The organism is Streptomyces actuosus (assembly GCF_016921115.1).
GTDB classification, from domain to species: Bacteria; Actinomycetota; Actinomycetes; order Streptomycetales; family Streptomycetaceae; genus Streptomyces; species Streptomyces actuosus_A.
In genome coordinates, this window is the sequence record NZ_JAFFZS010000043.1 from 13,286 (window position 1) to 35,098 (window position 21,813).

Below are 21,813 nucleotides of genomic sequence, written 5' to 3' on the forward strand. Positions count from 1 at the left end.
TGTGACCCGTGTACTGACCCGCAGCGATCTCGAATCCCTCCTCGACCCCGCCGCCTGCATCGCCGCGCTGCGCGACGGCTTCGACCGCGCCGGCGAATCCGGCCTCCCGGGCCGGCGGATCCGCACCGACCTGCCGTTCCCCGGCACCGCGACCGCCCTGATCCCCGGCCTGCTGCCCGGGATCGAGGCCTACACGGTCAAGGTCAACGCCAAGTTCCCCGGCGCACAGCCCGCGTTGCGCGGTGTCATCTGCCTGCACAGCGGGCGCGACGGGGAGTTGCTCGCGCTGCTGGACTCCGCCACGGTCACCGCGTGGCGCACGGGACTCGCGGCGGCGCTGGGTACGGCCGTCCTGGCCGGTGCATCGGAACGCCTCGGGGTGGTCGGCACGGGGGCGCAGGCCGAGCTGATGCTGCGGGGGCTGGCCGTGCTGCGGCCGTGGCGCGACCTCGTGGTCCACGACAGCGACGCGGAGCGGGCCGCGGCGTTCGCCGCCCGCCACCGCGGGCGGGCAACGGACTCGGCGGCCGCGGTCGCCGCGGCGGCGGACACCGTGCTCCTGGCCACCTGGTCGCGCGAGCCGCTGCTGCGCCTGGCGGACACCCGGCCGGGGCAGCACTTCACGAGTCTGGGGGCCGACGAGCCGGGCAAGCAGGAACTCGCCGCCGACCTGCTGGCCGCCGGGCTCCTCGTCGTCGACGACCGCGACCTGGCCGCGCGGACCGGTGCGCCGGCGGCGGCGGGTCTGCCGGCGTCTGCCGCTGCCGCCACCCTCGCCGAGGTGCTGCGGGGCGAACACCCGGGCCGTACCGGCCCCGCCACCCGCACGGTCTACGCCCCTGTCGGCCTGCCCTGGCAGGATCTCGCCCTGGCATGGGCGGCGTACCAGCGGGCCGAGCGGGACCAGGTGGGGAGCCGGGTGGACCTGCTGGGCTGAGCCCCGCTCACTCCTGCGGCGACGCGATCCTGATCACCGCGAAGCGGGCGCCGTACGGGTCGGCCAGCTTCGCGACACGGCCGACGCTCTCGATGTCGGTGGGCTGCATCCGGACCGTGCCGCCCAGCTCCCGCGCCGTGGCCACGACGCCGTCCGGGTCCGGTACCTCGAAGTACGGCAGCCAGTACGCGTCCGGTTCCGACGGGTCGTCGGCCAGCGGGACGAACCCGCCGAACATGGAGTCCTGTCCGCCCCCGGCCGGATTGACGCACGTGTAGGTGCCGCCGGGGAACGGCACCGCCGAGGTCTCCAGCCCCAGTGCCGCACGGTAGAAGGCCGCGGCGGCGGCGATGTCCGGCGTGTACAGCTCGACCCAGCGCAGCGAACCCGGAACGCCGGCCACGTCGACGCCCTTGGTCCGCCCGGGTTGCCAGATCCCGAACGGCACGCCCGCCTGGTCGGCCAGGAGCGCCATGCGGCCCTCTTCCATCACGTCCATGGGCTGCATCAGCACACGGCCGTGCGCCTCCTCGGCGGCCTTGGCCGTCGCCTGTGCGTCGGGGCTCTGGAAGTACACGGTCCAGGCCGGCGGGCCTTGTTCCGTCGTGGTCTGCATCCCGCCCGCCGCGGTCTTCCCGTCGAGCTGGAAGAAACCGTAGCCGCCGGCCTCCGGGCCCCCGGACACGAACCGCCAGCCGAAGAGCGCGCCGTAGAAACGGGTGGCGCCCTCGATGTCGGAGGTGCCGACGTCGACCCAGTTCGGCGCGCCGTCGACGAATCGATTGGTGAGCATGTTCGCCCTCCCTCTCCTTCGAAGGGATCGCGTTGCCTGCTCTGCCGAGTCTTGCACCGCCCACTGACAGCCGCCGCCGCAACACGTCGGCGCGCCGCCGTGCGCGGGGCCCCGCGCCGTCGGCATCATCGACCCGGCGAAGGAGCCCCGGGGCGGCGCTCCCCTCGCGTTGATCATCCGTTGAGCGAACGTTTTGTGCCGTCGGCGAGGCTCACGGCCATGCACATCGACACGATTCCCGCGCCCGCCGACCCTGCCTGGCAGCAGGAGGCGCTGTGCGCGCAGACCGGGGGCGACTTCTTCTTCCCCGAGCCCGGCAGCTCCGTGCGCGAGGCGAAGCGGATCTGCGGTCTGTGCCCCATCCGGTCGGCGTGCCTGGAGTACGCCCTGGAGCACGACGAGCGCTTCGGCGTCTGGGGCGGCCTCTCCGAGAAGGAGCGCCTGGCGCTGCGGCGCACCGCACGCTGAACGCCGCACGGCGGACAAAAACCGCGCCCGGCGCGGCGCGAGAGCCTGTGGGGCGCGACGGGCGGCGTGTCCGGCGGCCCGCTCTCGGAGCACGGCAGGCCTCGGGTCGGGCGCCGCTGCCCGGCGTGCGGGCCGCTCCCCGGTCCGGGAAGGCGGCCCTCCTGCGGCCCGGCGCGGGCGCAGGGTGGCGGGCCGCCTGTCCTCCCCGGCCCGCGGGCCGCTCGACGGCGGCCGGGTGAGGACCGGGAGCCGGTGGCACCGGCGGCGAGGGAGGAGGCGTCCCCCCGCGGTGCCGGGGGTGCCGGGCGCCCCTGCCGGTCGCACGGATCGCCGCTGCTTGCGTGTACGGGGTCCACGGGCCTCACGGGGCTCGCAGGCGCGTCGCGGCCCCCGTGCCGCGCCACACCGTCTCGCGGGCCTGCCGCGGCCCGCGGTGCGCCTCCGGGGCGTCGCGTCAGCGGCCGGCGCGCGCGGCCATCCGGGCCTTGCGGGCGGCGAGCCGCTCGTCGAACTTCGTGGCCTCGGCGTCCAGCCCGCCCATGAACAGACCCAGCTCCTCCTGCGCCTGCAGCCCCTCGGGGCCGAGGCCGTCGATGTCCAGGATCCTCAGGAAGCGCAGCACCGGCTGGATCACGTCGTCGTGGTGGATGCGCAGGTTGTAGACCTCACCGATCGCCATCTGCGCAGCGGCCCGCTCGAAGCCGGGAATGCCGTGGCCGGGCATCCGGAAGTTGACGACCACGTCCCGCACGGCCTGCATGGTCGGGTCGGGGGCGATCTCGAAGGCGGCCTTCAGCAGGTTCCGGTAGAAGACCATGTGCAGGTTCTCGTCGGTCGCGATGCGGGCCAGCATGCGGTCGCAGACGGGGTCGCCCGACTGGTGGCCGGTGTTGCGGTGCGAGATGCGGGTGGCCAGTTCCTGGAAGGCGACGTAGGCGACGGAGTGGAGCATCGAGTGCCGGTTGTCGGACTCGAAGCCCTCGCTCATGTGTGCCATACGGAAACGTTCCAGCTCGTCCGGATCCACGGCCCGGGAGGCCAGCAGGTAGTCCCGCATGACGATGCCGTGCCGGCCCTCCTCGGCGGTCCAGCGGTGCACCCAGGTGCCCCAGGCTCCGTCGCGGCCGAAGAGGCTGGCGATCTCGTGGTGGTAGCTGGGCAGGTTGTCCTCGGTCAGCAGGTTCACCACGAGAGCGATCCTGCCGATGTCGGTGACCTTCGACTGCGCCTTGTCCCAGGCCTCGCCGTCCTCGAAGACGCCGGGGAAGTTGCGGCCGTCGCTCCAGGGCACGTACTCGTGTGGCATCCAGTCCTTGGCCGCCTTGAGGTGACGGTTCAGCTCCTTCTCGACCACTTCCTCCAGTGCGTACAGCAGCCGGGCGTCGGTCCAGCCGGCAGGGCTGCCGAGGTGCGGAGAGGTGAGCGTCACGGGGACTCCAGGAGAGGTGGAACGGCAAAACGGAGCGGAAGCGTCCGGCGAGCGGTGCCGGAACCTACGGGATCGTAGGCTACGAGTCCGTAGGTTACGAAGCCGTAGGTTAAGATCCGCGTAAAGATCGCTGATCAGCCAGGGCGGCCGAGGCTGGCACGGGCATGCAGAACAGCCCCAGGACCCGCAGGTCCCAGGGCTGAACGAGGGAGGGCGTCACTCGTCAGGCGTACAGCCCCCGCAGGCGCACCGAGAGGCACGTCACACAGCCTTCGAGCTTCTCGAACTCGCTGATGTCCACCGGGACCACCTCGAAGCCGAGGTCGGTCAGCAGCTCCGCGGTCTTCGGCGCGCTCGCCGACATCAGCAGCGTGCTGCCGCCGAGCAGCACCACGTGCGCGCCGGGCTCCTCCGGCACGGCCAGGAACCGCGGGAACAGCGCCGGCCGGTCCACGTGGGGGATGTGCCCGATCACCGTCCCGTCCGGCAGCGCGGTGACCGCCGACTTCAGGTGCAGCACCCTGCTCACCGGCACGGCGACGACCCGCGCCCCGAGCGGCTCGAGGACGGCCCGCAGCTGCTGCACCCCGGCCGCGTTGGTCCGGCCGCCCCGGCCGACGTAGATCGTGTCGCCGACCTTGAGCACGTCACCGCCGTCCAGCGTGCCCGGCTCCCAGATCCAATTGACCGAGCAGCCCAGCGCGGCCACCGCCTCCTCGACGCCCGCGGTCTCCTCCCGCCGGGACTCGGCGCCCGGCCGGGTGATCAGCGCCACGTTCCGGTACATGACCACCGTGTCCTCGACGAACACGGAGTCCGGGCAGTCGTCGGCGGGCTCCACCTCGAAGGTCTCCCAGCCGTGCCCGTGCAGAGCGGCGACGTAGGCCTCCCACTGCTCGGCGGCCAGCTCCGCATCGACCTTCTCCCGCTCCCTGTGCGTCACCAGGCCTTCGGCGAGGCGGGGGCCGGGGCGGCGGACGAGGGCCTTCTTGCTGGGCACGAGGTGGCCTCCGGATCGGCGGGCAGGTCTCCGCACCCATGATGCGGCACCGGTGGGCCGGCGCGCAGGCCGGGCCCGCGGGGGCCCGGCCGACGCCGTCGGCCTGCACGGTCAGCCCGTGGCCCTGCCGAGATGGTCCTCGTCCGCCTGCCTCAGCTCGCCCTCCTCCAGCACCAGCCAGCGGGTGATGCCGATCGACTCCAGGAACGGCAGGTCGTGGCCGGCCACGATCAGCGCCCCCTCGTACGACTCCAGAGCCGTGGTCAGCTGCCGGACGCTGGCCATGTCGAGGTTGTTCGTCGGCTCGTCCAGCATCAGCAGCTGCGGGGCCGGCTCCGCCAGCATCAGCGCCGCCAGCGCCGCCCGGAAACGCTCCCCGCCCGACAGCGTGGCCGCCGTCCGGTCGGCGCGGGCGCCCCGGAACAGGAACCGGGCGAGGCGCGCCCGGATCCGGTTGTCGGTGGCGTCCGGCGCGAACCGGGCCACGTTCTCCGCGACGGTCAGCTCACCGTCGAGGATGTCGAGCCGCTGCGGCAGGAAACGCAGCGGGACGTGCACCTCCACCTCGCCCGACACCGGCTCCAACTCCCCGGCGATCGTGCGCAGCAGGGTCGTCTTGCCCGCCCCGTTGCGGCCGATCAGCGCGATCCGTTCCGGGCCGCGCAGTTCCAGCCCGCCGCGGAGACGGCCGCCGTGCACCAGGGACAGATCCTGCAGCGTGAGGACCGATCGGCCCGGCGGCACCGCGGTGTACGGCAGGTCGACGCGGATCTCGTCGTCGTCCCGGACCGCCTCCACCGCCTCGTCGAGCCGTTGCCTGGCCCCCGCCAGCCGGTCCTCGTGCAGCAGGCGGTGCTTGCCGGCGGAGACCTGGGCCGCGCGTCTCTTCAGCTTCATCACGGCCCGGGGCTCACGCTTGGTCTCGTACATCTTGTCGGCGTAGCGCCTGCGCTGCGCCAGCCTGGAGTGGGCCTCGACCAGTTCGCGCTTCTGCTTCCTCAGGTCCGCCTCGGCGACCCGGACCATCCGCTCGGCCGCGTCCTGTTCGACGGCGAGTGTCTCCTCGTAGTCGGGGAGGTTGCCGCCGTACCAGGTGATCTCCCCGGTGCGCAGGTCGGCGATCTGGTCGACCAGGCCGAGCAGTTCGCGGTCGTGGCTGACCACGACGAGGACCCCGGACCACGCCTCCAGCGCGGCGTACAGCCGCCTGCGGGCGTACAGGTCGAGGTTGTTGGTGGGCTCGTCGAGGAGCAGCACGTCCGGACGGCGCAGCAGCAGCGCGGCCAGCCGCAGCAGCACGGACTCGCCCCCCGACAGCTCGCCGATGGTGCGGTCCAGGCCGACGTGGCCGAGGCCGAGTTCGCCCAGGGCGGCCAGGGCTCGCTCCTCCACGTCCCAGTCGTCGCCGACGATCTCGAAGTGCTCCTCGCCGACGTCGCCGGACTCGATGGCATGCAGGGCGGCCCGCTGCGCGGCGATGCCGAGCGCCTCGTCGACCCGGAGGGCGGTGTCGAGCGTGACGTTCTGCGGCAGCCACCCGACCTCTCCGGTGACCCGGACGGTGCCTCCGGTCGGCGTGAGTTCCCCGGCGATCAGCTTCAACAGGGTCGACTTGCCGGAGCCGTTGACGCCGACCAGTCCGGTCCGGCCGGGGCCGAAGGCGGTGTCGAGGCCGTCGAAGACGGCGGTGCCGTCGGGCCAGGCGAAGGACAGGGACGTGCAGATGATGGACAGGGACGGAGACGCGGACATAGGGCCTCGCAGGTGCCTCGGTGCGGGTCGGGGGGCGAACGCATGTCGAGACACCGCACGGCGGCCACCACGAGGGAGGCGGGTCCTGGAGGCAGAGGGCACGGAAAGGCCCTGCGCCGGAGGACGGCTCGGACGCCGAGGTCGCACGCCACGTAGACACACTGCACGTGTGTGACGCGGTGTCTCAGGACCTCAGACGAGCAACGTCCTTCTCCAATCGACGGCAACAGGACCGGGATCACCGTACGAAGGGCCCCGTGGGGCGTCAAAGCATTTTCGGACGGGCCCACCGGGCCGTGCTGCGCGGGCCCGGCGAGGGCGTACGCGCGCGGCGGATCTCAGCCGGCTGCCGAACGGTCATGGAATGCTCAGGTGTTCCGCATGACGCACACGAACACGGCATCGCCCCCCGGCCACGCCGTCCGCGTGCCGCGCGTTCCCGGCCGCCCGCCGGTCCTGCCCGACGTCTGGGGTGTCGCGTCACAGGGGAGCTGCCGGACGCGGGGCCGTGCGGGCCCTGGCCGGTGGCCTCGACCACGGCGAGCTCGACGCGGCCCGTCAGCGGGCGTCGCGCATCAACTCCGCTAGGTGGTGGTCCAGGTCGAGCTGGACGTGCTCCAGACCGGCGGGCACCAGGGCGCCGGTCGCTTCGAGGAACCGGCGGATGTCGGAGGAGTGGACGTGGACGACCGCGGTGCCCTCCGGTGCGTGGAACTCCAGGACCGTGCGGTCGAACCCGTACGGCCAGACCCGGACGTCGCCCTGGCCCTCCGGGCCGTCGAGGCCGGCCGCGAGCAGCTCACGGGCGAAGGTCCAGCAGACCTCCACACCCTCCAGGGTGGCCGGGGCGGGGAAGGTCATGCGGACCGCGAAGGGGTCCCGCCGGTCGTAGTGCAGTGTGGCGGGGATGGTCGGCATGCGTGGCGCGGCGGCGACGAGCCGCGCCTCGACGGGCTGCGCGATGACGGTGGACAACGCCTTGCTCCCTTGTGACGGCTCGGCCATGAACGGGTGGATGGCACCGGCACTTCCACAGACGTAGGAACCGGCCCCCGCGTGCACCCCGGAGCCGAGTGACCTCTGTCACCGCATTCATGCACAGCCGTGGCAGGGCGGCTCATTCCGGCGTGGCCCGTGAGGGTTCCGGGGGATCCCGGAAAGCGCCGGCCCCCTCGGACGACGGCGGCGGGGCGAGACGAGCGGCCGCGCGAGCGGGGCGCGGCACCGGAGGGCGGAGCGGCCTGAGCGCGCGTCAGCCGCGGCGGCCCGGCAGGCCCCGGCCCGCGGCCCGTCGGTCTCAGGCGAGCGTCTCCCGGAAGGCGGCCAGCTCGGGGGCCGTCCTGGTGGCGATGAACTCGGTGATCCGGTAGGTGCAGACCCCCGCGACGACGAACGGGTCGCCGGCGGTGAGCTCCTCGACCTGTGCCCGGCTCTCGGCGACGGCGAGGACGATCCCGCCCTCGCGGGGCTCCTTGCGGCCCGAGGCCAGGAAGGTACCCCGGGTGTAGTGCCCGTCGAGCCAGGCCACATGCGCGTCGAGCAGAGCGTCCACGGCGTCGAGCGGGGCGGTGTAGTTCAGCTCCAGTACGAACATGATCGCGAGCTTACGGCGTCCGGGCGGCGCCCCGTACGCTCGTTCCATCATGACGACCGTACGCACTCCCGCGGGATGGCCCGCGACCGAGGAGGAGGCCCGCGCCGTCCAGGACGAGCTGCGGGCCCGAGTGGTGATCGACGAGCCGGGACCGGTACCGGGGACGGGGCACGTCACCGGTGTCGACGTCGCCTACGACGACGAACGGGACGTCGTCGTGGCGGCGGCCGTCGTCCTGGACGCGGCGAGCCTCGACGTCGTGGCCGAGGCCACCGCCGCCGGCCGGGTGTCCTTCCCCTACGTGCCCGGCCTGCTCGCCTTCCGGGAGATTCCCGCGGTGCTCGCGGCGCTGGACGCCCTGCCCTGCCCGCCCGGCCTGGTCGTGTGCGACGGCTACGGCCTCGCCCACCCGCGCCGCTTCGGCCTGGCCAGCCACCTCGGCGTCCTCACCGGCCTGCCGGTGATCGGGGTGGCCAAGAACCCGTTCACCTTCACGTACGACGATCCCGGTCCCCGGCGCGGCTCCTCCGCGCCGCTGCTCGCGGGCGAGGAGGAGGTCGGCCGGGCGCTGCGCACCCGGGACGGGGTCAAGCCGGTCTTCGTGTCCGTGGGGCACCGCGTCGCCCTCGACAACGCCTGCGCCCATGTCCTCGCGCTCACCCCGGCCTACCGGCTGCCGGAGACGACCCGCCGGGCGGACTCCCTGTGCCGCCGCGCCCTCCAGGAGACGACGACCCGCCACGCGCCCGCGCCCAGGGGAGCCGGCGGATAGCTCTCCGCGTCACCACCCGTGGCGGCGGGTGCGGACGGGTGCCGCCGCCCCGCATCCGCCGGCCCCCGCCGGGCCCGCTCGCCGGGACGGCTCCCGACGTACCTTCTTCCGGGGTGACTTCGTCAGCGCTGCGCCGCCACCCGGAACCGGATGCCGGCCGCCCGCAGCCGCTCGATGAGCACGCCGCCCATCGCCACCGCCGTGGTCACCTGCCCCGCTGTCGGCGGCAGGTCGTCGAAGGCCAGGCAGAGCGCCGACTCGGCGAGCATCTTCGCCGTCTCGCCGTAGCCGGGGTCGCCGCCAGAGACCTCGGTGAGGACCCGCCGGCCGCCGCCCTCTCCGACGAAGCGCACCGCGAACCGGCTCCGCGCCCGCTTCTCGGCGTCCGGCCCCTCGCCCGGCTTCAGCCGGTCCGACAGCCAGCGCCGGGCGGGCGGCACCTGCGCCGCGGCGAACAGCGCCCCGACGGCCGCGACCCCGCCCAGGGCCATGGGCAGATGCCGTACCGCGGCGTAGTGGCGGTAGCGGAAGTCGGGGCCGTAGGCCGTGAGCGCCTTGGCCGAGCGGCGCACGATCTTCGGGTCGATGGTCGGCAGGGGCAGCGCCCAGGCGCCCACCTCCTTGGCGAACCGGGGCACCCCCGACGGGGCCTGCGCCCGGCGGCCGAGCAGCCGCGGCTCGTGCCGCCTGCGCTCCCGCGCCGCGGCCAGGAGCTGCGGGCCGCGCGCGAACTGGTTCAGCGCCGAGGCGAAGGTGCCGCCGGAGAACGTCGCGTCGACGCTCACGAAGCCGTCCACCGTCAGCGGCACCCCCTCGGGCAGGTGCCGCACGGTGTACAGGGCGCCCAGGTCGTGGGGGACGGAGTCGAACCCGCAGGCGTGCACCAGGCGGGCGCCCGTCTCACGTGCGCGTGCGTCGTGGCGGACGTACATCAGGTCCACGAACTCCGGCTCGCCGGTCAGGTCGACGTAGTCCGCGCCGGTGTCGGCGCAGGCGGCGACGAGTTGCTCGCCGTACCGGATGTAGGGACCGACGGTCGTCGCCACCACACGCGCCTGCTCGGCGAGCGCGCGTACGGAGGCGGGGTCGGAGACGTCCGCCGTCAGCACCCCCGCCCTCTCGCCGCCGGGCAGCCGCTCCCGCAGTTCCGCAAGCTTCCGCTCGCTGCGGCCGGCGATCGCCCAGCGCAGGTCCTCGGGCGCGTGCGCGGCGAGGTACTCCGCGGTCAGTGTCCCGACGAAGCCGGTGGCCCCGAAGAGCACGATGTCGTACGGGCGATCCGTTTTTTTCAGCCTGCTCATGACACCTCTCGCTCCTGCGCCGGCCGCTGTCGGGGGCCGAGGCTAGCGCGGGGGCACGGCCGCGCTGCGGGCGCCCCCGCTGCGACCGCACCGCGCCACGCCCGGCCCGGCGCTCCCCGGGCGGCCGTCCCCGCATCCATAATTGGCTAAGCGCTTGCTCGTCCGGGTCTTGTGCCCGCTGGAACACGTTCTTAGCATCACTGGTGTTACATCGTTTGTGTCACGGCAAGGGGGCTGGATGACAGCGGCACCGACAGCGGGGCAGGGCCCCCTCAGCGGCGTGCGTGTGGTGGAGCTGGCCGGGATCGGTCCGGGCCCCTTCGCCGCCATGCTGCTGGCGGATCTCGGCGCCGACGTCGTCCGTGTGGACCGCCCCGGCGGACCCGGACTCGGCATCGACCCCGCCTTCGACGTCACCAACCGCAACAAGCGCTCGGTGGTGGTCGACCTGAAGGCCGCCGACGGCGCGGCGCGGGTCCTCGACCTCGCCGCCCGCGCCGACATCCTCGTCGAGGGCTACCGCCCCGGCGTCGCCGAACGCCTCGGCGTCGGCCCCGCCGACTGCCACGCCCGCAACCCCCGCCTCGTCTACGGCCGCATGACCGGATGGGGCCAGCAGGGGCCGCTCGCCCAGCGGGCCGGCCACGACATCGGCTACCTCGCCGTCACCGGAACCCTCGGCATGATCGGCCGCGCCGACCAGCCGCCGGCCGTCCCCGCCAACCTGGTCGGCGACTACGCGGGCGGCTCCCTCTACCTCGTCGTCGGCGTCCTCGCCGCCCTCCACCACGCACGCGCGGGCGGCACCGGGCAGGTCGTCGACGCCGCCATCGTCGACGGCGCCGCCCACCTCGCCTCCATGATCCACGGCATGCTCGGGGCCGGCGCCTGGCAGGACCGGCGCGGCGCCAACCTCCTGGACGGCGGCTGCCCGTACTACGGCACCTACGCCACCTCCGACGGGCAGTACATGGCCGTCGGTGCGCTGGAACCGCAGTTCTACGAGGAATTCGTCCGCATCCTCGGCATCGGGGACCGGGCCCGGGCCCACGGGGACCTCTCCCGCTGGGGCGCCCTGCGCGAGGAGGTCGCCGCCCGGTTCAGGACCCGCACCCGGGACGAGTGGACCGTCCTGTTCGAGGGATCCGACGCGTGCGTGGCCCCCGTACTGTCCCTGCGGGAGGCCCCGCACCACCCGCACCTGGCGGCCCGCGGCACCTTCACCGACCACGGCGGCCTCACCCAGCCGGCCCCCGCACCCCGCTTCTCCGCGACCCCGACCGCCGTCCGGACCGGTCCCGCCCGGCCCGGCGCCGACACGGCGGACGTGGCCCGCGACTGGGACGTACCCCACCTGCTTCCCCCGCCCGGAAACCCGGCCGCGAACCCCGACCCGGGAACCACGCCCGGTCACCCTCAGCGAAAGGCCTCCTCGTGAGCACCGAAGCGTACGTGTACGACGCGATCCGCACCCCGCGCGGACGCGGCAAGGCAGACGGCGCCCTGCACGGCACCAAGCCCATCGACCTGGTCGTCGGCCTGATCCACGAACTGCGCGACCGCTTCCCGGGCCTGGACCCGGCGGCGATCGACGACATCGTGCTCGGTGTCGTCGGCCCCGTGGGCGACCAGGGCTCCGACATCGCCCGCATCGCCGCGATCGCCGCCGGCCTGCCGGACTCGGTCGCGGGTGTGCAGGAGAACCGCTTCTGTGCCTCGGGCCTGGAGGCCGTCAACCTGGCCGCCGCCAAGGTCCGTTCCGGCTGGGAGGACCTGATCCTCGCGGGCGGCGTCGAGTCGATGTCGCGGGTGCCCATGGCCTCCGACGGCGGTGCCTGGTTCAACGACCCCATGACCAACCTCGCGGTCAACTTCGTCCCGCAGGGCATCGGCGCCGACCTCATCGCCACCATCGAGGGCTTCTCCCGGCGGGACGTCGACGAGTACGCGGCGCTGTCCCAGGAGCGGGCGGCCACCGCCTGGAAGGAAGGCCGCTTCGAGCGGTCCGTGGTCCCCGTGAAGGACCGCAGCGGCCTGGTCGTCCTCGACCACGACGAGCACCCGCGCCCCGGCACCACCGCCGACTCCCTGGCCGGACTCAAGCCGTCGTTCGCGGACATCGGCGAACTCGGCGGCTTCGACGCCGTCGCCCTGCAGCAGTACCACTGGGTCGAGAAGATCGACCACGTCCACCACGCCGGCAACTCCTCCGGCATCGTCGACGGTGCCTCCCTCGTCGCGATCGGCTCCAAGGAGGTCGGCGAGCGACACGGGCTGACCCCCCGCGCGCGGATCGTCTCCGCCGCCGTCTCCGGCTCCGAGCCGACCATCATGCTCACCGGGCCCGCGCCCGCCACCCGCAAGGCCCTCGCCAAGGCCGGGCTGACCATCGACGACATCGACCTCGTCGAGATCAACGAGGCGTTCGCCGCGGTCGTCCTGCGCTTCGTCAAGGACATGGGCCTCAGCCTGGACAAGGTCAACGTCAACGGCGGCGCCATCGCCCTGGGGCACCCGCTGGGCGCCACCGGCGCGATGATCCTCGGCACGCTCGTCGACGAACTGGAGCGCCAGGACAAGCGCTACGGACTCGCCACGCTGTGCGTCGGCGGCGGCATGGGCATCGCCACCGTCGTCGAGCGCATCTGACCTCCTCCCAACGGATCACCACGGATCACCCACGGAGCCACATTCCATGAGCACTGAGCCCACCGCCATCCGCTGGGAGCAGGACGACACCGGTGTCGTCACCCTCGTACTGGACGACCCCGACCAGTCCGCGAACACCATGAACCAGGCGTTCCGCGACTCCCTCGCCGCGGTCACCGACCGCCTGGAGGCCGAGAAGGACGGCATCCGCGGCATCATCGTCACCTCGGCCAAGAAGACCTTCTTCGCCGGCGGCGACCTGCGCGACCTCATCCGCGCGGCCCCCGAGACCGCGCAGGACCTGTTCGCCGGCGGCCTCGCCATCAAGCGCAACCTGCGCCGCATCGAGACCCTCGGCAAGCCGGTCGTCGCCGCGCTGAACGGCGCCGCCCTGGGCGGCGGCTACGAGATCGCGCTGGCCTGTCACCACCGCATCGCGCTCGACGCCCCCGGTTCGAAGATCGGCTGCCCGGAGGTCACCCTCGGCCTGCTGCCCGGGGGCGGCGGCGTCGTGCGCACGGTCCGCCTGCTCGGCATCGCCGACGCCCTGCTGAAGGTCCTCCTCCAGGGCACCCAGTACAACCCGCGGCGCGCGCTGGACAACGGCCTGGTCGACGAGGTCGTCACGACCCGGGAGGAACTGATCGCCCGGGCGCGTGCCTTCATCGACGCCCACCCCGAGTCGCAGCAGCCCTGGGACCGGCCCGGGTACCGGATCCCGGGCGGCACGCCGTCGAACCCGAAGTTCGCGGCCAACCTGCCCGCCTTCCCGGCCACCCTGCGCAAGCAGACCCACGGCGCCCCCTACCCCGCGCCGCGCAGCATCCTCGCCGCCGCCGTCGAGGGCGCCCAGGTCGACTTCGAGACCGCCCAGGTCATCGAGGCCCGTTACTTCGTGGAGCTGGCGGCGGGCCAGACCTCGAAGAACATGATCCAGGCCTTCTTCTTCGACCTCCAGGCGGTCAACTCCGGCGCAAACCGGCCGAAGGGCATAGAGCCCCGTCCGGTCCGCAAGGTGGCCGTGCTCGGCGCCGGGATGATGGGCGCGGGCATCGCCTACTCCTGCGCCCGCGCCGGCATCGACGTCGTCCTGAAGGACGTCTCCGCCGAGGCCGCCGCCAAGGGCAAGGGCTACTCCGAGAAGCTGTGTGCCAAGGCCGTCGCCAAGGGCCGCACGTCCCAGGAGAAGGCCGACGCGCTCCTCGCCCGCATCACGCCCACCGCCGAGGCCGCCGACCTCGCGGGCTGCGACGCCGTCATCGAGGCCGTCTTCGAGGACACCGCGCTCAAGCACAAGGTGTTCCAGGAGATCCAGGACGTCGTCGCGCCGGACGCGCTGCTGTGCTCCAACACCTCCACGCTGCCGATCACCGTGCTCGCCGAGGGCGTCCGGAGGCAGACCGACTTCATCGGGCTGCACTTCTTCTCGCCCGTCGACAAGATGCCCCTGGTGGAGATCATCAAGGGCGAGCGCACCGGCGACGAGGCCCTGGCACGCGCCTTCGACCTGGTGCGGCAGATCAACAAGACGCCGATCGTCGTCAACGACTCGCGCGGCTTCTTCACCTCCCGCGTCATCGGGCACTTCATCAACGAGGGCGTCGCGATGGTCGGCGAGGGCGTCGAGCCCGCCTCGGTGGAGCAGGCCGCAGCCCAGGCCGGCTACCCGGCCAAGGTCCTCTCCCTGATGGACGACCTCACGCTCACCCTGCCGCGCAAGATCCGGGGCGAGTCGAAGCGGGCTGTGGAGGAGTCCGGCGGCACCTGGACGCCGCACCCGGCCGAGGCCGTCGTGGACCGCATGGTCGACGAGTTCGGCCGCACCGGCCGCAGCGGCGGCGCGGGCTTCTACGAGTACGGTGACGACGGCAAGCGCCTGGGTCTGTGGCCGGGCCTGCGCGAGCACTTCACGCGGCCGGGCCACCGGATCCCGTTCGAGGACATGCAGGAGCGCATGCTCTTCTCCGAGGCGCTGGACACCGTCCGGCTGCTGGAGGAAGGCGTGCTGACCTCCGTCGCCGACGCCAACATCGGCTCGATCCTCGGGATCGGCTTCCCCGGCTGGACCGGCGGTGTCCTGCAGTACATCAACGGCTACGACGGCGGCCCGGCCGGCTTCGTGGCACGTGCCCGGGAACTCGCCGACCGCTACGGTGACCGCTTCACCCCGCCCGCGCTGCTGGTGGAGAAGGCGGAGAAGGGCGAGACCTTCACCGACGCGCGCTGAGCCGCCGGCCGCTCGGGGAGGAGGCCGACGCGCCGCTCAGCGGTCCGGCCGCGCGCCGGACCGCTCCGCGCCGCCCGAGGCGGCCTGTGCGGCGGTCCGGTCGGCTTCGGCGTCGAGCCACTGGCGCAGCTCGTCCCGCAGCGACCGCTGGAACGTGGTGAGCAGGGCCTGCACGACCAGTGGGTGCATATGGGCGGACAGGGACTTCACATCCCGCGTGCCGCGGTCGCCGACCGCGGCACGCAGCAGGTCCGACAGCGCGTGCGCGGCGGCCCGCGAGTGTTCGATCAGGGCGGAACGGGCCGCCAGGACCGTCTCCTGCGACAGCGGTACGTCCAGCAGTTCGACGCCGAGCCGCAGCAACCCGGCGTCCACGCGGAACGCGCCGCCCTCCGGCACGACGACGTCCATGGCCGCCAGCCGTTCCACGTCCGCGTCGGTGAGCGGCCGGCCGGCGCGCCGTCCCAGCTCCTCACGGGTCAGCGCCTCGACCGTGTCCGGTGCCCACGACGCCACCACCGCCCGGTGCAGCGCGAGTTCCCGGGCACCCAGATCCGGCGGCAGCTGCCCGAGGTACCGCTCGATCGCGGCCAGGGTCATCCCCTGGTGCTGGAGCTCCTCGATGAGCGCGAGCCGCGCCAGATGCTCCGGCCCGTAGCGACCCACCCGCCGAGGACCGATGACCGGCGGCGGCAGCAGCCCCTTCGTCCCGTAGAACCGCACGGTGCGCACCGTGACGCCCGCGTGCGCGGCCAGCTCGTCGATGGTGAGGGTCGGCCCCGTCGGCTGCTCGGTGTCGGTCGTCATGTGCAGCAGTATCGCTGTCTCACCGATGCTGTGACACCGGAACGCCGGCGGAAGACCCTGGGAAACCGGCAGGTGGCACTGTGTGAGGGCGCCGGGGCACTCGGCACGACGAGGACGAGCCGGGCGAGCCCGCGCGGCGGCCGTGCAGGCGGTCCGGGGCCACTGTCGGTGGCATCGCCTACGGTGACGTCATGCCTGAGATCACGTACGTTCGGGGTGACGCCACCGCGCCGTCGGGACGGGGCGTCCAGGTGATCGACCGGCGGGCGGCCGATGGTCCTCGATCCAGCCGCTCGTCGTGGGCAGACCGGTCGCGAGGGGGATCCCCGTGACGGTGTACGACCACGGGGAGGAGCAGCGGTGAGCCGGGACATCGACGTCCTCGTCCTGGGCGGGGCGGGCGTGGACACCATCGTGTACGTGCCGCGGCTGCCGCTCCCGTACGCCGACAGCTACATGATCGACTCCGGGATCCGCACCCGCGCCGGGCAGACCGGCGACTTCGTCGCCGTGGGCCTGGCCGCGCTCGGCCTGCGTACCCACCACCTGGACCTGCTCGGCGACGACCCCGAGGGCGACCTGGTCCGCGCGCTCCACCGCGACCACGGCATCGGCCTCACCACGGTCCCGCAGCCGGCCGGCACCAGACGCGCGGTCAACCTGGTGGGGCCCGACGGCCGGCGCCTGTCCCTGTACGACACCAGCCGCACCCGCGACGACGACCGGCTGCCCGAGGACACCGTGCGCGCGCTCGCCGCGCGTGCCCGGCACGTCCACGTCTGCATCACCCAGCCGTGCGCCCAGGCGCTGCCCCTGCTGCGGGAGGCCGGCGTCACGGTCTCCACCGACCTCCACGACTGGGACGGCGAGAACCCCTATCACGAGCCGTTCGCCCACGACGCGGACGTCGTCTTCCTGTCGGCCGCCGGGCTGGGCGACCCCGAACCGGCGATGCGCCGCATCGCCGCACGGGGCCGGGCCCGCATCGTCGTCGCCACGGCCGGCGCCGAGGGCGCGCATCTGCTGGCCGACGGTGAGCTGACCGGCATACCGGCGGTGGCGCCGCCCGCCCCGGTGGTGGACTCCAACGGGGCCGGCGACGCCTTCGCGGCGGCCTTCCTCCACGGTCTGCTGCACGGGGAACCGCCCGCGCGGTGCGCCCGTCAGGGCGCGATCGCCGGCGCCCACGCCTGCACGGTGCCGTCGACCCGGACCGCCGCCATCGGCCGCGCCGAGTTGCTCGCCCGCGCGGCCGGGGCGCAGTCGGCGCCGCCGGTGCCCTGAGGGCCGGTCAGCCGGAGTGCCCGTGCACCCCGTTCGTCGCCGCGATCTTCTTCCAGGACCTCGGCGGCACCGGGGCACCCGCCGCCCGCACCGCCACGGACGCCGCGTGCGCCGCCGGGGCGCCCGGCCTGACCGGCTGGAACAGCCAGGTGTCGAACAGCGCGGCCAGCGGCTTGCCGGAGACCTTCTCCGCCAGACGCCGGAAGTCGGCGACGGAGGCGTTGCCGTACCGGTACCGTCGCGTCCAGTCCTTCAGGAGCGCGAAGAAGGCCTTGTCGCCGATCTCGTTGCGCAGCGCCTGGATGGCGAGGGCGCCCCGGTCGTACACGGCGATGTCGAACTGGTGGTCCGGGCCCGGATCACCGGGCAGCACCGTCCAGAAGGGGTCGCCGGCCGGGTGCGAGGCGTACACGTAGTCGGCGAGCTGCTGTGCCGTGCCCTCCCCCTCGTGCTCGGACCACAGCCACTGCGCGTACCGCGCGAAGCCCTCGTTGATCCAGATGTCCTTCCAGCCCTTGACCGAGACGCTGTCGCCCCACCACTGGTGGGCCAACTCGTGCACCACCACCGAGGTGTTGGAGCCGTTCGAGAACTGCCGCGGGCTGTAGTACACGCGGGTCTGCGTCTCCAGGGCGTACCCGGTGGTGGTGTCGGGCACGTAGCCGCCCGCCGTGGCGAACGGATAGGGCCCGAAGTACGTGCTGAGCCAGTCCACGATCTCGCCGGTGCGTTCGACGCTCGCCCGGGCCGCCCCGTCGTTCTCGCCCAGATCCCGGCTGTAGGCGTTGATGACGGGGATGCCGCCCTCGGACGTGCTGCGCGTGATGTCGAACCGGCCCACCGCCAGCGTGGCCAGATACGTGGTCTGCGGTTTGTCCTGCCGCCAGTTCCAGCGCGTCCAGCCGAGCCGCGAACGCGTCGACCTCAGAACGCCGTTGGAGAGGGCCTGAACACCGTCGGGCACCAGCACCGACACGTCGTAGGTGGCTTTGTCCAGGGGGTGGTCGTTGCTGGGGAACCACCACCAGGCGGCCTCGGGCTCGTTGGCGCCGATGCCGCCGTCCGGCGTGCGGTGCCAACTGGTGAACCCGTACGCCTGCTTCGCGGAGGGCACGCCGCGATAGCGGACGACGACGGTGACGGCCGTGCCCTTGGGCAGCGGCCTCTTCGGGGTGATCGCCAGCTCGTGCTCGCCGGACGACGCGAACGACGCGGCGGCGCCGTTGACGCGGACCTCGCTCACGTCGAGCAGGAAGTCCAGGTCGAAGCGCGACAGATCCTGCGTGGTCCTCGCCAGGATCGTCGCCGTGCCCTCCAGCTCGTCCGTGGCCGGCTGGTACTTCAGCCGCAGGTCGTAGTGGGAGACGTCGTATCCGCCGTTGCCGTACGCCGGGTAGTAGGGGTCGCCGATGCCCGGCGCGCCGGGGGAGTAACTCGCGGCCGATGCCGGGATCGCCAGCAGGACCGATGCCGCGGCGAGTGCGCCCGGCGCGATGATTCTGCGGTGCACGAGAGCTCCAAGGGGTAGAAGCACGGTGTCCGTCGGCGCCTATGGAATCCCTGTGCCCCGGAGCATGTCCACGGCCCCCTCGGCCACACGATCGTCATCCGGCCGCCGTGACCGAACCTCGCGCATACGCCCCTGCCGCCCCGCCGGAGGCGGCCCGCTCCGCCACCGGCCCGACGCGCTCCGGTCCCCTCGTTCCACGCACCCGTCCAGCGCCGTACCGGCCGTGCCCCTTCGACCATCAGTGCGCCGCCCGCGGCGCCCGCCGGAGCCGGCCTGCCGAGTCCGCCGAGGCGGGTTCTGGGGGAGCGCCCGGGGGTCGGCCGAGGAAGACCGTGGGGGAGACCGGCGGAAGACCGGCGCAGGAGCGCACCCGCGCCCGCGCGCCCCGCACGCACCGGCCCCCGACCCCTCGAGCCGTGCCGTGCTCATCTTTCCCTTTGCCGGGGATACTCACCGTATGTCTGCCGCGTATGCGACCTTCGGCCTCGCCCCGGCGATGCGCGCCGGTTCGGTGCTCGCCGACGGTGGCTACCAGATCCACCGGGACTTCCTCGACTTCGTCGTGGACGGCCGTCCACTGCTGCTGCAACTGTCCGACCTGGACGCCGTCTCCCCGCTCGCCTCCGACCTGCCGCCCACCATATTCACCGAGCAGGTCCACAGCCTGCTGCTGGAAGGCGAGGCGCCCCTGCCCGGCGGGCGGTACGTACTCTACGGCTGCCCCGAGTGCGCCGACCCCGGCTGCGGGGCGGTCACCGCGCTCATCGAGCGGGACGGCGACGACTATGTCTGGCGGGACTTCGCCTGGCAGACGTCCGAGGACGTCGACCTGGAGCGCAACGGCTACCGCGGCACCGGGCCCTTCCGCTTCCGCGGCGAGGAGTACCGGGCCGTGCTGCGCTCGCTGCTGGAGGGACCCGAACCGGGACCGGCGCGCCGCCGGGTCCTGCTGATCGGTGCACGCGTCGCCCTGCTCGCCCGGCTCGCCGCCGCCCTGCGGACCATCGGCGTCGGCGCCGACATCACCCGGGACGCGCACGGCGTGCCCGCCGACGAACTGCGCCGCTACGGTGCCGTCGCCTTCGGCCACACGGTCGGCGAGGCCGAACGCGCCGCCGTGCGCGCGGCGTTCGACGGGGCCGGCCTGGAGGTCGGCTACGTCGACGCGCGCGTCCCCATCGTGCCGCTCCTGGTCGCCCGGATCGAGCACGCCCTGGACCGCAGCCCCACGGAGCAGCGCCGGCTGGCCCGGCTGGTGACCGCGGACGGCGAGGCGCGGATCGAGGTCGTCGCGCCCTGCCGGGTCCGCCTCACCGCCTACCGACTCGACCGGCTCTCCCGCACCCGGGCGCGGGACGTCTTCGACGGCGTCCTCGACGCGGGACTCCACCGCATCCCCCTGGACGCCCGGGTGGTCAGGGGCCGCTCCCACCTCGTCGCCAGGACGTCCTCGGAGGTGCTGGTGGAGACGGCGGACCCCTGAGGAAGGGCGGCACGGACCGATGGCGGAGCCCCCTAGAATCGGCGCTCTGATGACTGCAACCCTCGTCGCCAAGAACCTCTGCGCCGGGCACGGCGACCGCACCCTGTTCGGCGGGCTCGATCTCGTCGTCGCACCCGGTGACGTGATCGGGCTGGTCGGCGCCAACGGCGCCGGCAAGTCCACCCTGCTGAAGCTGCTCGCAGGACTCACCGCACCGGAGCAGGGGGAGATCAGGTTCTCCCCGCCGACCGCGGCCGTCGGCCATCTCCCCCAGGAGCCGGAGCGCAGGCCGGGCGAGACCGTCCGCGCCTTCCTCGCCCGCCGTACGGGCGTCGCCGCCGCCCAGCGAGCCATGGACGAAGCCACCCAGGCGCTCGTCGACGGGGCCCCGGGCGCCGACGACGCCTATGCGGTCAGCCTGGAGCGCTGGCTGGACCTGGGCGGCGCCGACCTGGAGGAGCGAGCCGAGGAGGTCACCGACTCGCTCGGCCTCGCCGTCGGCCTCGACCAGCCGACGACCTCCCTGTCCGGCGGCCAGGCGGCCCGCGCCGGACTCGCCTCCCTGCTGCTGTCCCGGTACGACGTCTTCCTCCTCGACGAACCGACCAACGACCTCGACCTGGACGGACTGGAGCGCCTGGAGCGCTTCGTGACCGGCCTGCGCGCCGGCACCGTCGTCGTCAGCCACGACCGCGAGTTCCTCACCCGCACCGTCACCAAGGTCCTCGAACTCGACCTCGCACAGCGGCAGACCAACCTCTACGGCGGCGGCTACGAGGCCTACCTGGAGGAGCGCGCGGTCGCCCGCCGGCACGCGCGGGACGAGTACGAGGAGTTCGCCGACAAGCGGGCCGCGCTGGAGGACCGCGCCCGGATGCAGCGGGGCTGGATGGACAAGGGCGTGAAGAACGCCCGCCGCAAGGCCGGCGACAACGACAAGATCGGCCGCAAGTTCCGCAGCGAGTCCAGCGAGAAGCAGGCCGCCAAGGCGCGGCAGACCCAGCGCATGATCGAACGCCTGGACGTCGTCGAGGAACCGCGCAAGGAGTGGGAGCTGCGCATGGAGATCGCGGCGGCCCCGCGTTCCGGCGCGGTCGTTGCCACCCTGCGCGACGCCGAGGTCCACCGCGGCGACTTCCGCCTCGGTCCCGTCTCCCTCCAGATCGACTGGGCCGATCGGGTCGCGGTCACCGGCGCGAACGGCGCGGGCAAGTCGACCCTGCTGGGCGCGCTGCTCGGCCGGGTGCCGCTGGACGCCGGGCATGCCGCGCTCGGTCCGGGCGTGCTGGTCGGCGAGGTGGACCAGGCACGCGGCCTGTTCCACGGCCCCGAGACCCTCCTGGACGCGTTCTGCGCGGCGGTCCGGGACAGCGAGCCGGCCGACGTGCGCACCCTGCTCGCCAAGTTCGGCCTGAAGGCGGCCCATGTGCTGCGCCCGGCGGCGACCCTGTCACCGGGCGAGCGGACCCGCGCGGCCCTGGCGCTTCTCCAGGGCCGCGGCGTCAACCTCCTCGTCCTCGACGAGCCGACCAACCACCTCGACCTTCCCGCGATCGAGCAGTTGGAGTCCGCCCTCGACGCCTACGACGGCACATTGCTGCTGGTCAGCCACGACCGCCGCATGCTCGACGCGGTCCGCGTCACCCGTCGCCTGGAGGTCGCCGACGGCAAGCTGACCGAGCGCTGAGCGCTCCGCCGGAAGTGCCGCGGTGCGACGTCGGCCGACCGCGGCGCCGTCGTGGCCGGCCGCGCGGCTCCCCGCGCCCCTCGGTGGCGCTGCCGAACCGCGGTCGACGTCGCCCGACCT

General features: G+C 73.5%; 18 protein-coding genes and 1 pseudogene. 10 read left to right on the top strand and 9 right to left on the bottom strand.

From position 1 onward, the window contains the following. The first annotated feature begins 1 nt into the window (after window position 1). Window positions 2-937, top strand: a complete 936-nt coding sequence (locus tag JS756_RS31845) for an ornithine cyclodeaminase family protein (protein ID WP_205386739.1) — start codon at window positions 2-4, stop codon at window positions 935-937. Between the two features lie 7 nt (window positions 938-944). Here JS756_RS31845 and JS756_RS31850 read toward each other — a convergent pair whose 3' ends face one another. Continuing rightward, on the bottom strand, window positions 945-1,730 hold the full coding sequence (locus JS756_RS31850; RefSeq protein ID WP_205386740.1) for a VOC family protein: 786 nt from the start codon (window positions 1,728-1,730) through the stop codon (window positions 945-947). A 219-nt stretch (window positions 1,731-1,949) separates the two neighbouring features. Here JS756_RS31850 and JS756_RS31855 point away from each other — a divergent pair, with 219 nt between their 5' ends. Further along, the gene (locus JS756_RS31855) at window positions 1,950-2,198 is read left to right on the top strand and encodes a WhiB family transcriptional regulator (RefSeq protein ID WP_205386741.1); all 249 of its coding nucleotides are present in this window, start codon (window positions 1,950-1,952) and stop codon (window positions 2,196-2,198) included. Window positions 2,199-2,652: 454 nt separating this feature from the next. Here the strand turns inward: JS756_RS31855 and JS756_RS31860 are convergent, their stop codons facing one another. The 5 genes from JS756_RS31860 to JS756_RS31880 all read right to left on the bottom strand — a co-directional run bounded on the left by JS756_RS31860 (window position 2,653) and on the right by JS756_RS31880 (window position 7,973). Then, a complete protein-coding gene (locus JS756_RS31860; protein WP_205386742.1) occupies window positions 2,653-3,627 on the bottom strand; it encodes an acyl-ACP desaturase in 975 nt (324 codons plus the stop codon). Between the two features lie 223 nt (window positions 3,628-3,850). After that, entirely contained in the window at window positions 3,851-4,627 is a 777-nt protein-coding gene (ddaH, locus tag JS756_RS31865) for a dimethylargininase (RefSeq protein WP_205386743.1), read from the bottom strand. A 111-nt stretch (window positions 4,628-4,738) separates the two neighbouring features. Further along, a complete protein-coding gene (locus JS756_RS31870; protein ID WP_205386744.1) occupies window positions 4,739-6,379 on the bottom strand; it encodes an ABC-F family ATP-binding cassette domain-containing protein in 1,641 nt (546 codons plus the stop codon). Between the two features lie 558 nt (window positions 6,380-6,937). After that, window positions 6,938-7,354, bottom strand: a complete 417-nt coding sequence (ssgD, locus tag JS756_RS31875; RefSeq protein ID WP_205386745.1) for a spore wall synthesis regulator SsgD — start codon at window positions 7,352-7,354, stop codon at window positions 6,938-6,940. 322 nt (window positions 7,355-7,676) lie between these two features. Then, complete coding sequence (locus JS756_RS31880; RefSeq protein WP_205386746.1) at window positions 7,677-7,973, bottom strand: YciI family protein; 297 nt, start codon at window positions 7,971-7,973, stop codon at window positions 7,677-7,679. A 49-nt stretch (window positions 7,974-8,022) separates the two neighbouring features. On the opposite strand from JS756_RS31880, the gene JS756_RS31885 reads away from it, so the two are divergent. Beyond that, entirely contained in the window at window positions 8,023-8,745 is a 723-nt protein-coding gene (locus JS756_RS31885; RefSeq protein ID WP_205386747.1) for an endonuclease V, read from the top strand. A 122-nt stretch (window positions 8,746-8,867) separates the two neighbouring features. On the opposite strand, the gene JS756_RS31890 is transcribed toward JS756_RS31885, so the two are convergent. Beyond that, window positions 8,868-10,046, bottom strand: a complete 1,179-nt coding sequence (locus JS756_RS31890) for a saccharopine dehydrogenase family protein (RefSeq protein WP_205386748.1) — start codon at window positions 10,044-10,046, stop codon at window positions 8,868-8,870. A gap of 238 nt (window positions 10,047-10,284) precedes the next feature. Between JS756_RS31890 and JS756_RS31895 the strand changes: the two genes are divergently transcribed. Genes JS756_RS31895 through JS756_RS31905 form a run of 3 tightly spaced genes read left to right on the top strand, consistent with a single transcriptional unit; the run spans window position 10,285 to window position 14,922 of the window. Further along, the gene (locus JS756_RS31895; protein WP_205386749.1) at window positions 10,285-11,484 is read left to right on the top strand and encodes a CaiB/BaiF CoA transferase family protein; all 1,200 of its coding nucleotides are present in this window, start codon (window positions 10,285-10,287) and stop codon (window positions 11,482-11,484) included. Beyond that, entirely contained in the window at window positions 11,481-12,695 is a 1,215-nt protein-coding gene (locus tag JS756_RS31900; protein WP_205386750.1) for an acetyl-CoA C-acetyltransferase, read from the top strand. Before JS756_RS31895 ends, JS756_RS31900 begins: the two co-directional genes overlap by 4 nt. A gap of 46 nt (window positions 12,696-12,741) precedes the next feature. Then, window positions 12,742-14,922, top strand: coding sequence for a 3-hydroxyacyl-CoA dehydrogenase NAD-binding domain-containing protein (locus tag JS756_RS31905; protein WP_205386751.1), 2,181 nt, complete (start codon window positions 12,742-12,744; stop codon window positions 14,920-14,922). Window positions 14,923-14,958: 36 nt separating this feature from the next. On the opposite strand, the gene JS756_RS31910 is transcribed toward JS756_RS31905, so the two are convergent. Next, window positions 14,959-15,729 (bottom strand): MerR family transcriptional regulator, encoded by a 771-nt coding sequence (locus JS756_RS31910; RefSeq protein WP_205386752.1) that lies wholly within the window; start codon window positions 15,727-15,729, stop codon window positions 14,959-14,961. Window positions 15,730-15,991: 262 nt separating this feature from the next. Between JS756_RS31910 and JS756_RS37265 the strand changes: the two are divergent. Together JS756_RS37265 and JS756_RS31915 are read left to right on the top strand one after the other, a co-directional pair. Then, window positions 15,992-16,093, top strand: a pseudogene (locus JS756_RS37265) (Appr-1-p processing protein); the annotation flags it as partial. Continuing rightward, complete coding sequence (locus JS756_RS31915; protein WP_205386753.1) at window positions 16,090-17,013, top strand: PfkB family carbohydrate kinase; 924 nt, start codon at window positions 16,090-16,092, stop codon at window positions 17,011-17,013. The pseudogene JS756_RS37265 and the gene JS756_RS31915, both read left to right, overlap by 4 nt. A 7-nt stretch (window positions 17,014-17,020) precedes the next feature. On the opposite strand, the gene JS756_RS31920 is transcribed toward JS756_RS31915, so the two are convergent. Continuing rightward, the gene (locus JS756_RS31920) at window positions 17,021-18,523 is read right to left on the bottom strand and encodes a M1 family metallopeptidase (protein ID WP_205386754.1); all 1,503 of its coding nucleotides are present in this window, start codon (window positions 18,521-18,523) and stop codon (window positions 17,021-17,023) included. Between the two features lie 457 nt (window positions 18,524-18,980). Between JS756_RS31920 and JS756_RS31925 the strand changes: the two genes are divergently transcribed. Further along, window positions 18,981-20,006, top strand: coding sequence for an oxidoreductase (locus JS756_RS31925; RefSeq protein WP_205386755.1), 1,026 nt, complete (start codon window positions 18,981-18,983; stop codon window positions 20,004-20,006). A gap of 49 nt (window positions 20,007-20,055) precedes the next feature. Beyond that, complete coding sequence (locus JS756_RS31930) at window positions 20,056-21,693, top strand: ABC-F family ATP-binding cassette domain-containing protein (RefSeq protein WP_205386756.1); 1,638 nt, start codon at window positions 20,056-20,058, stop codon at window positions 21,691-21,693. Window positions 21,694-21,813 lie beyond the last annotated feature (120 nt).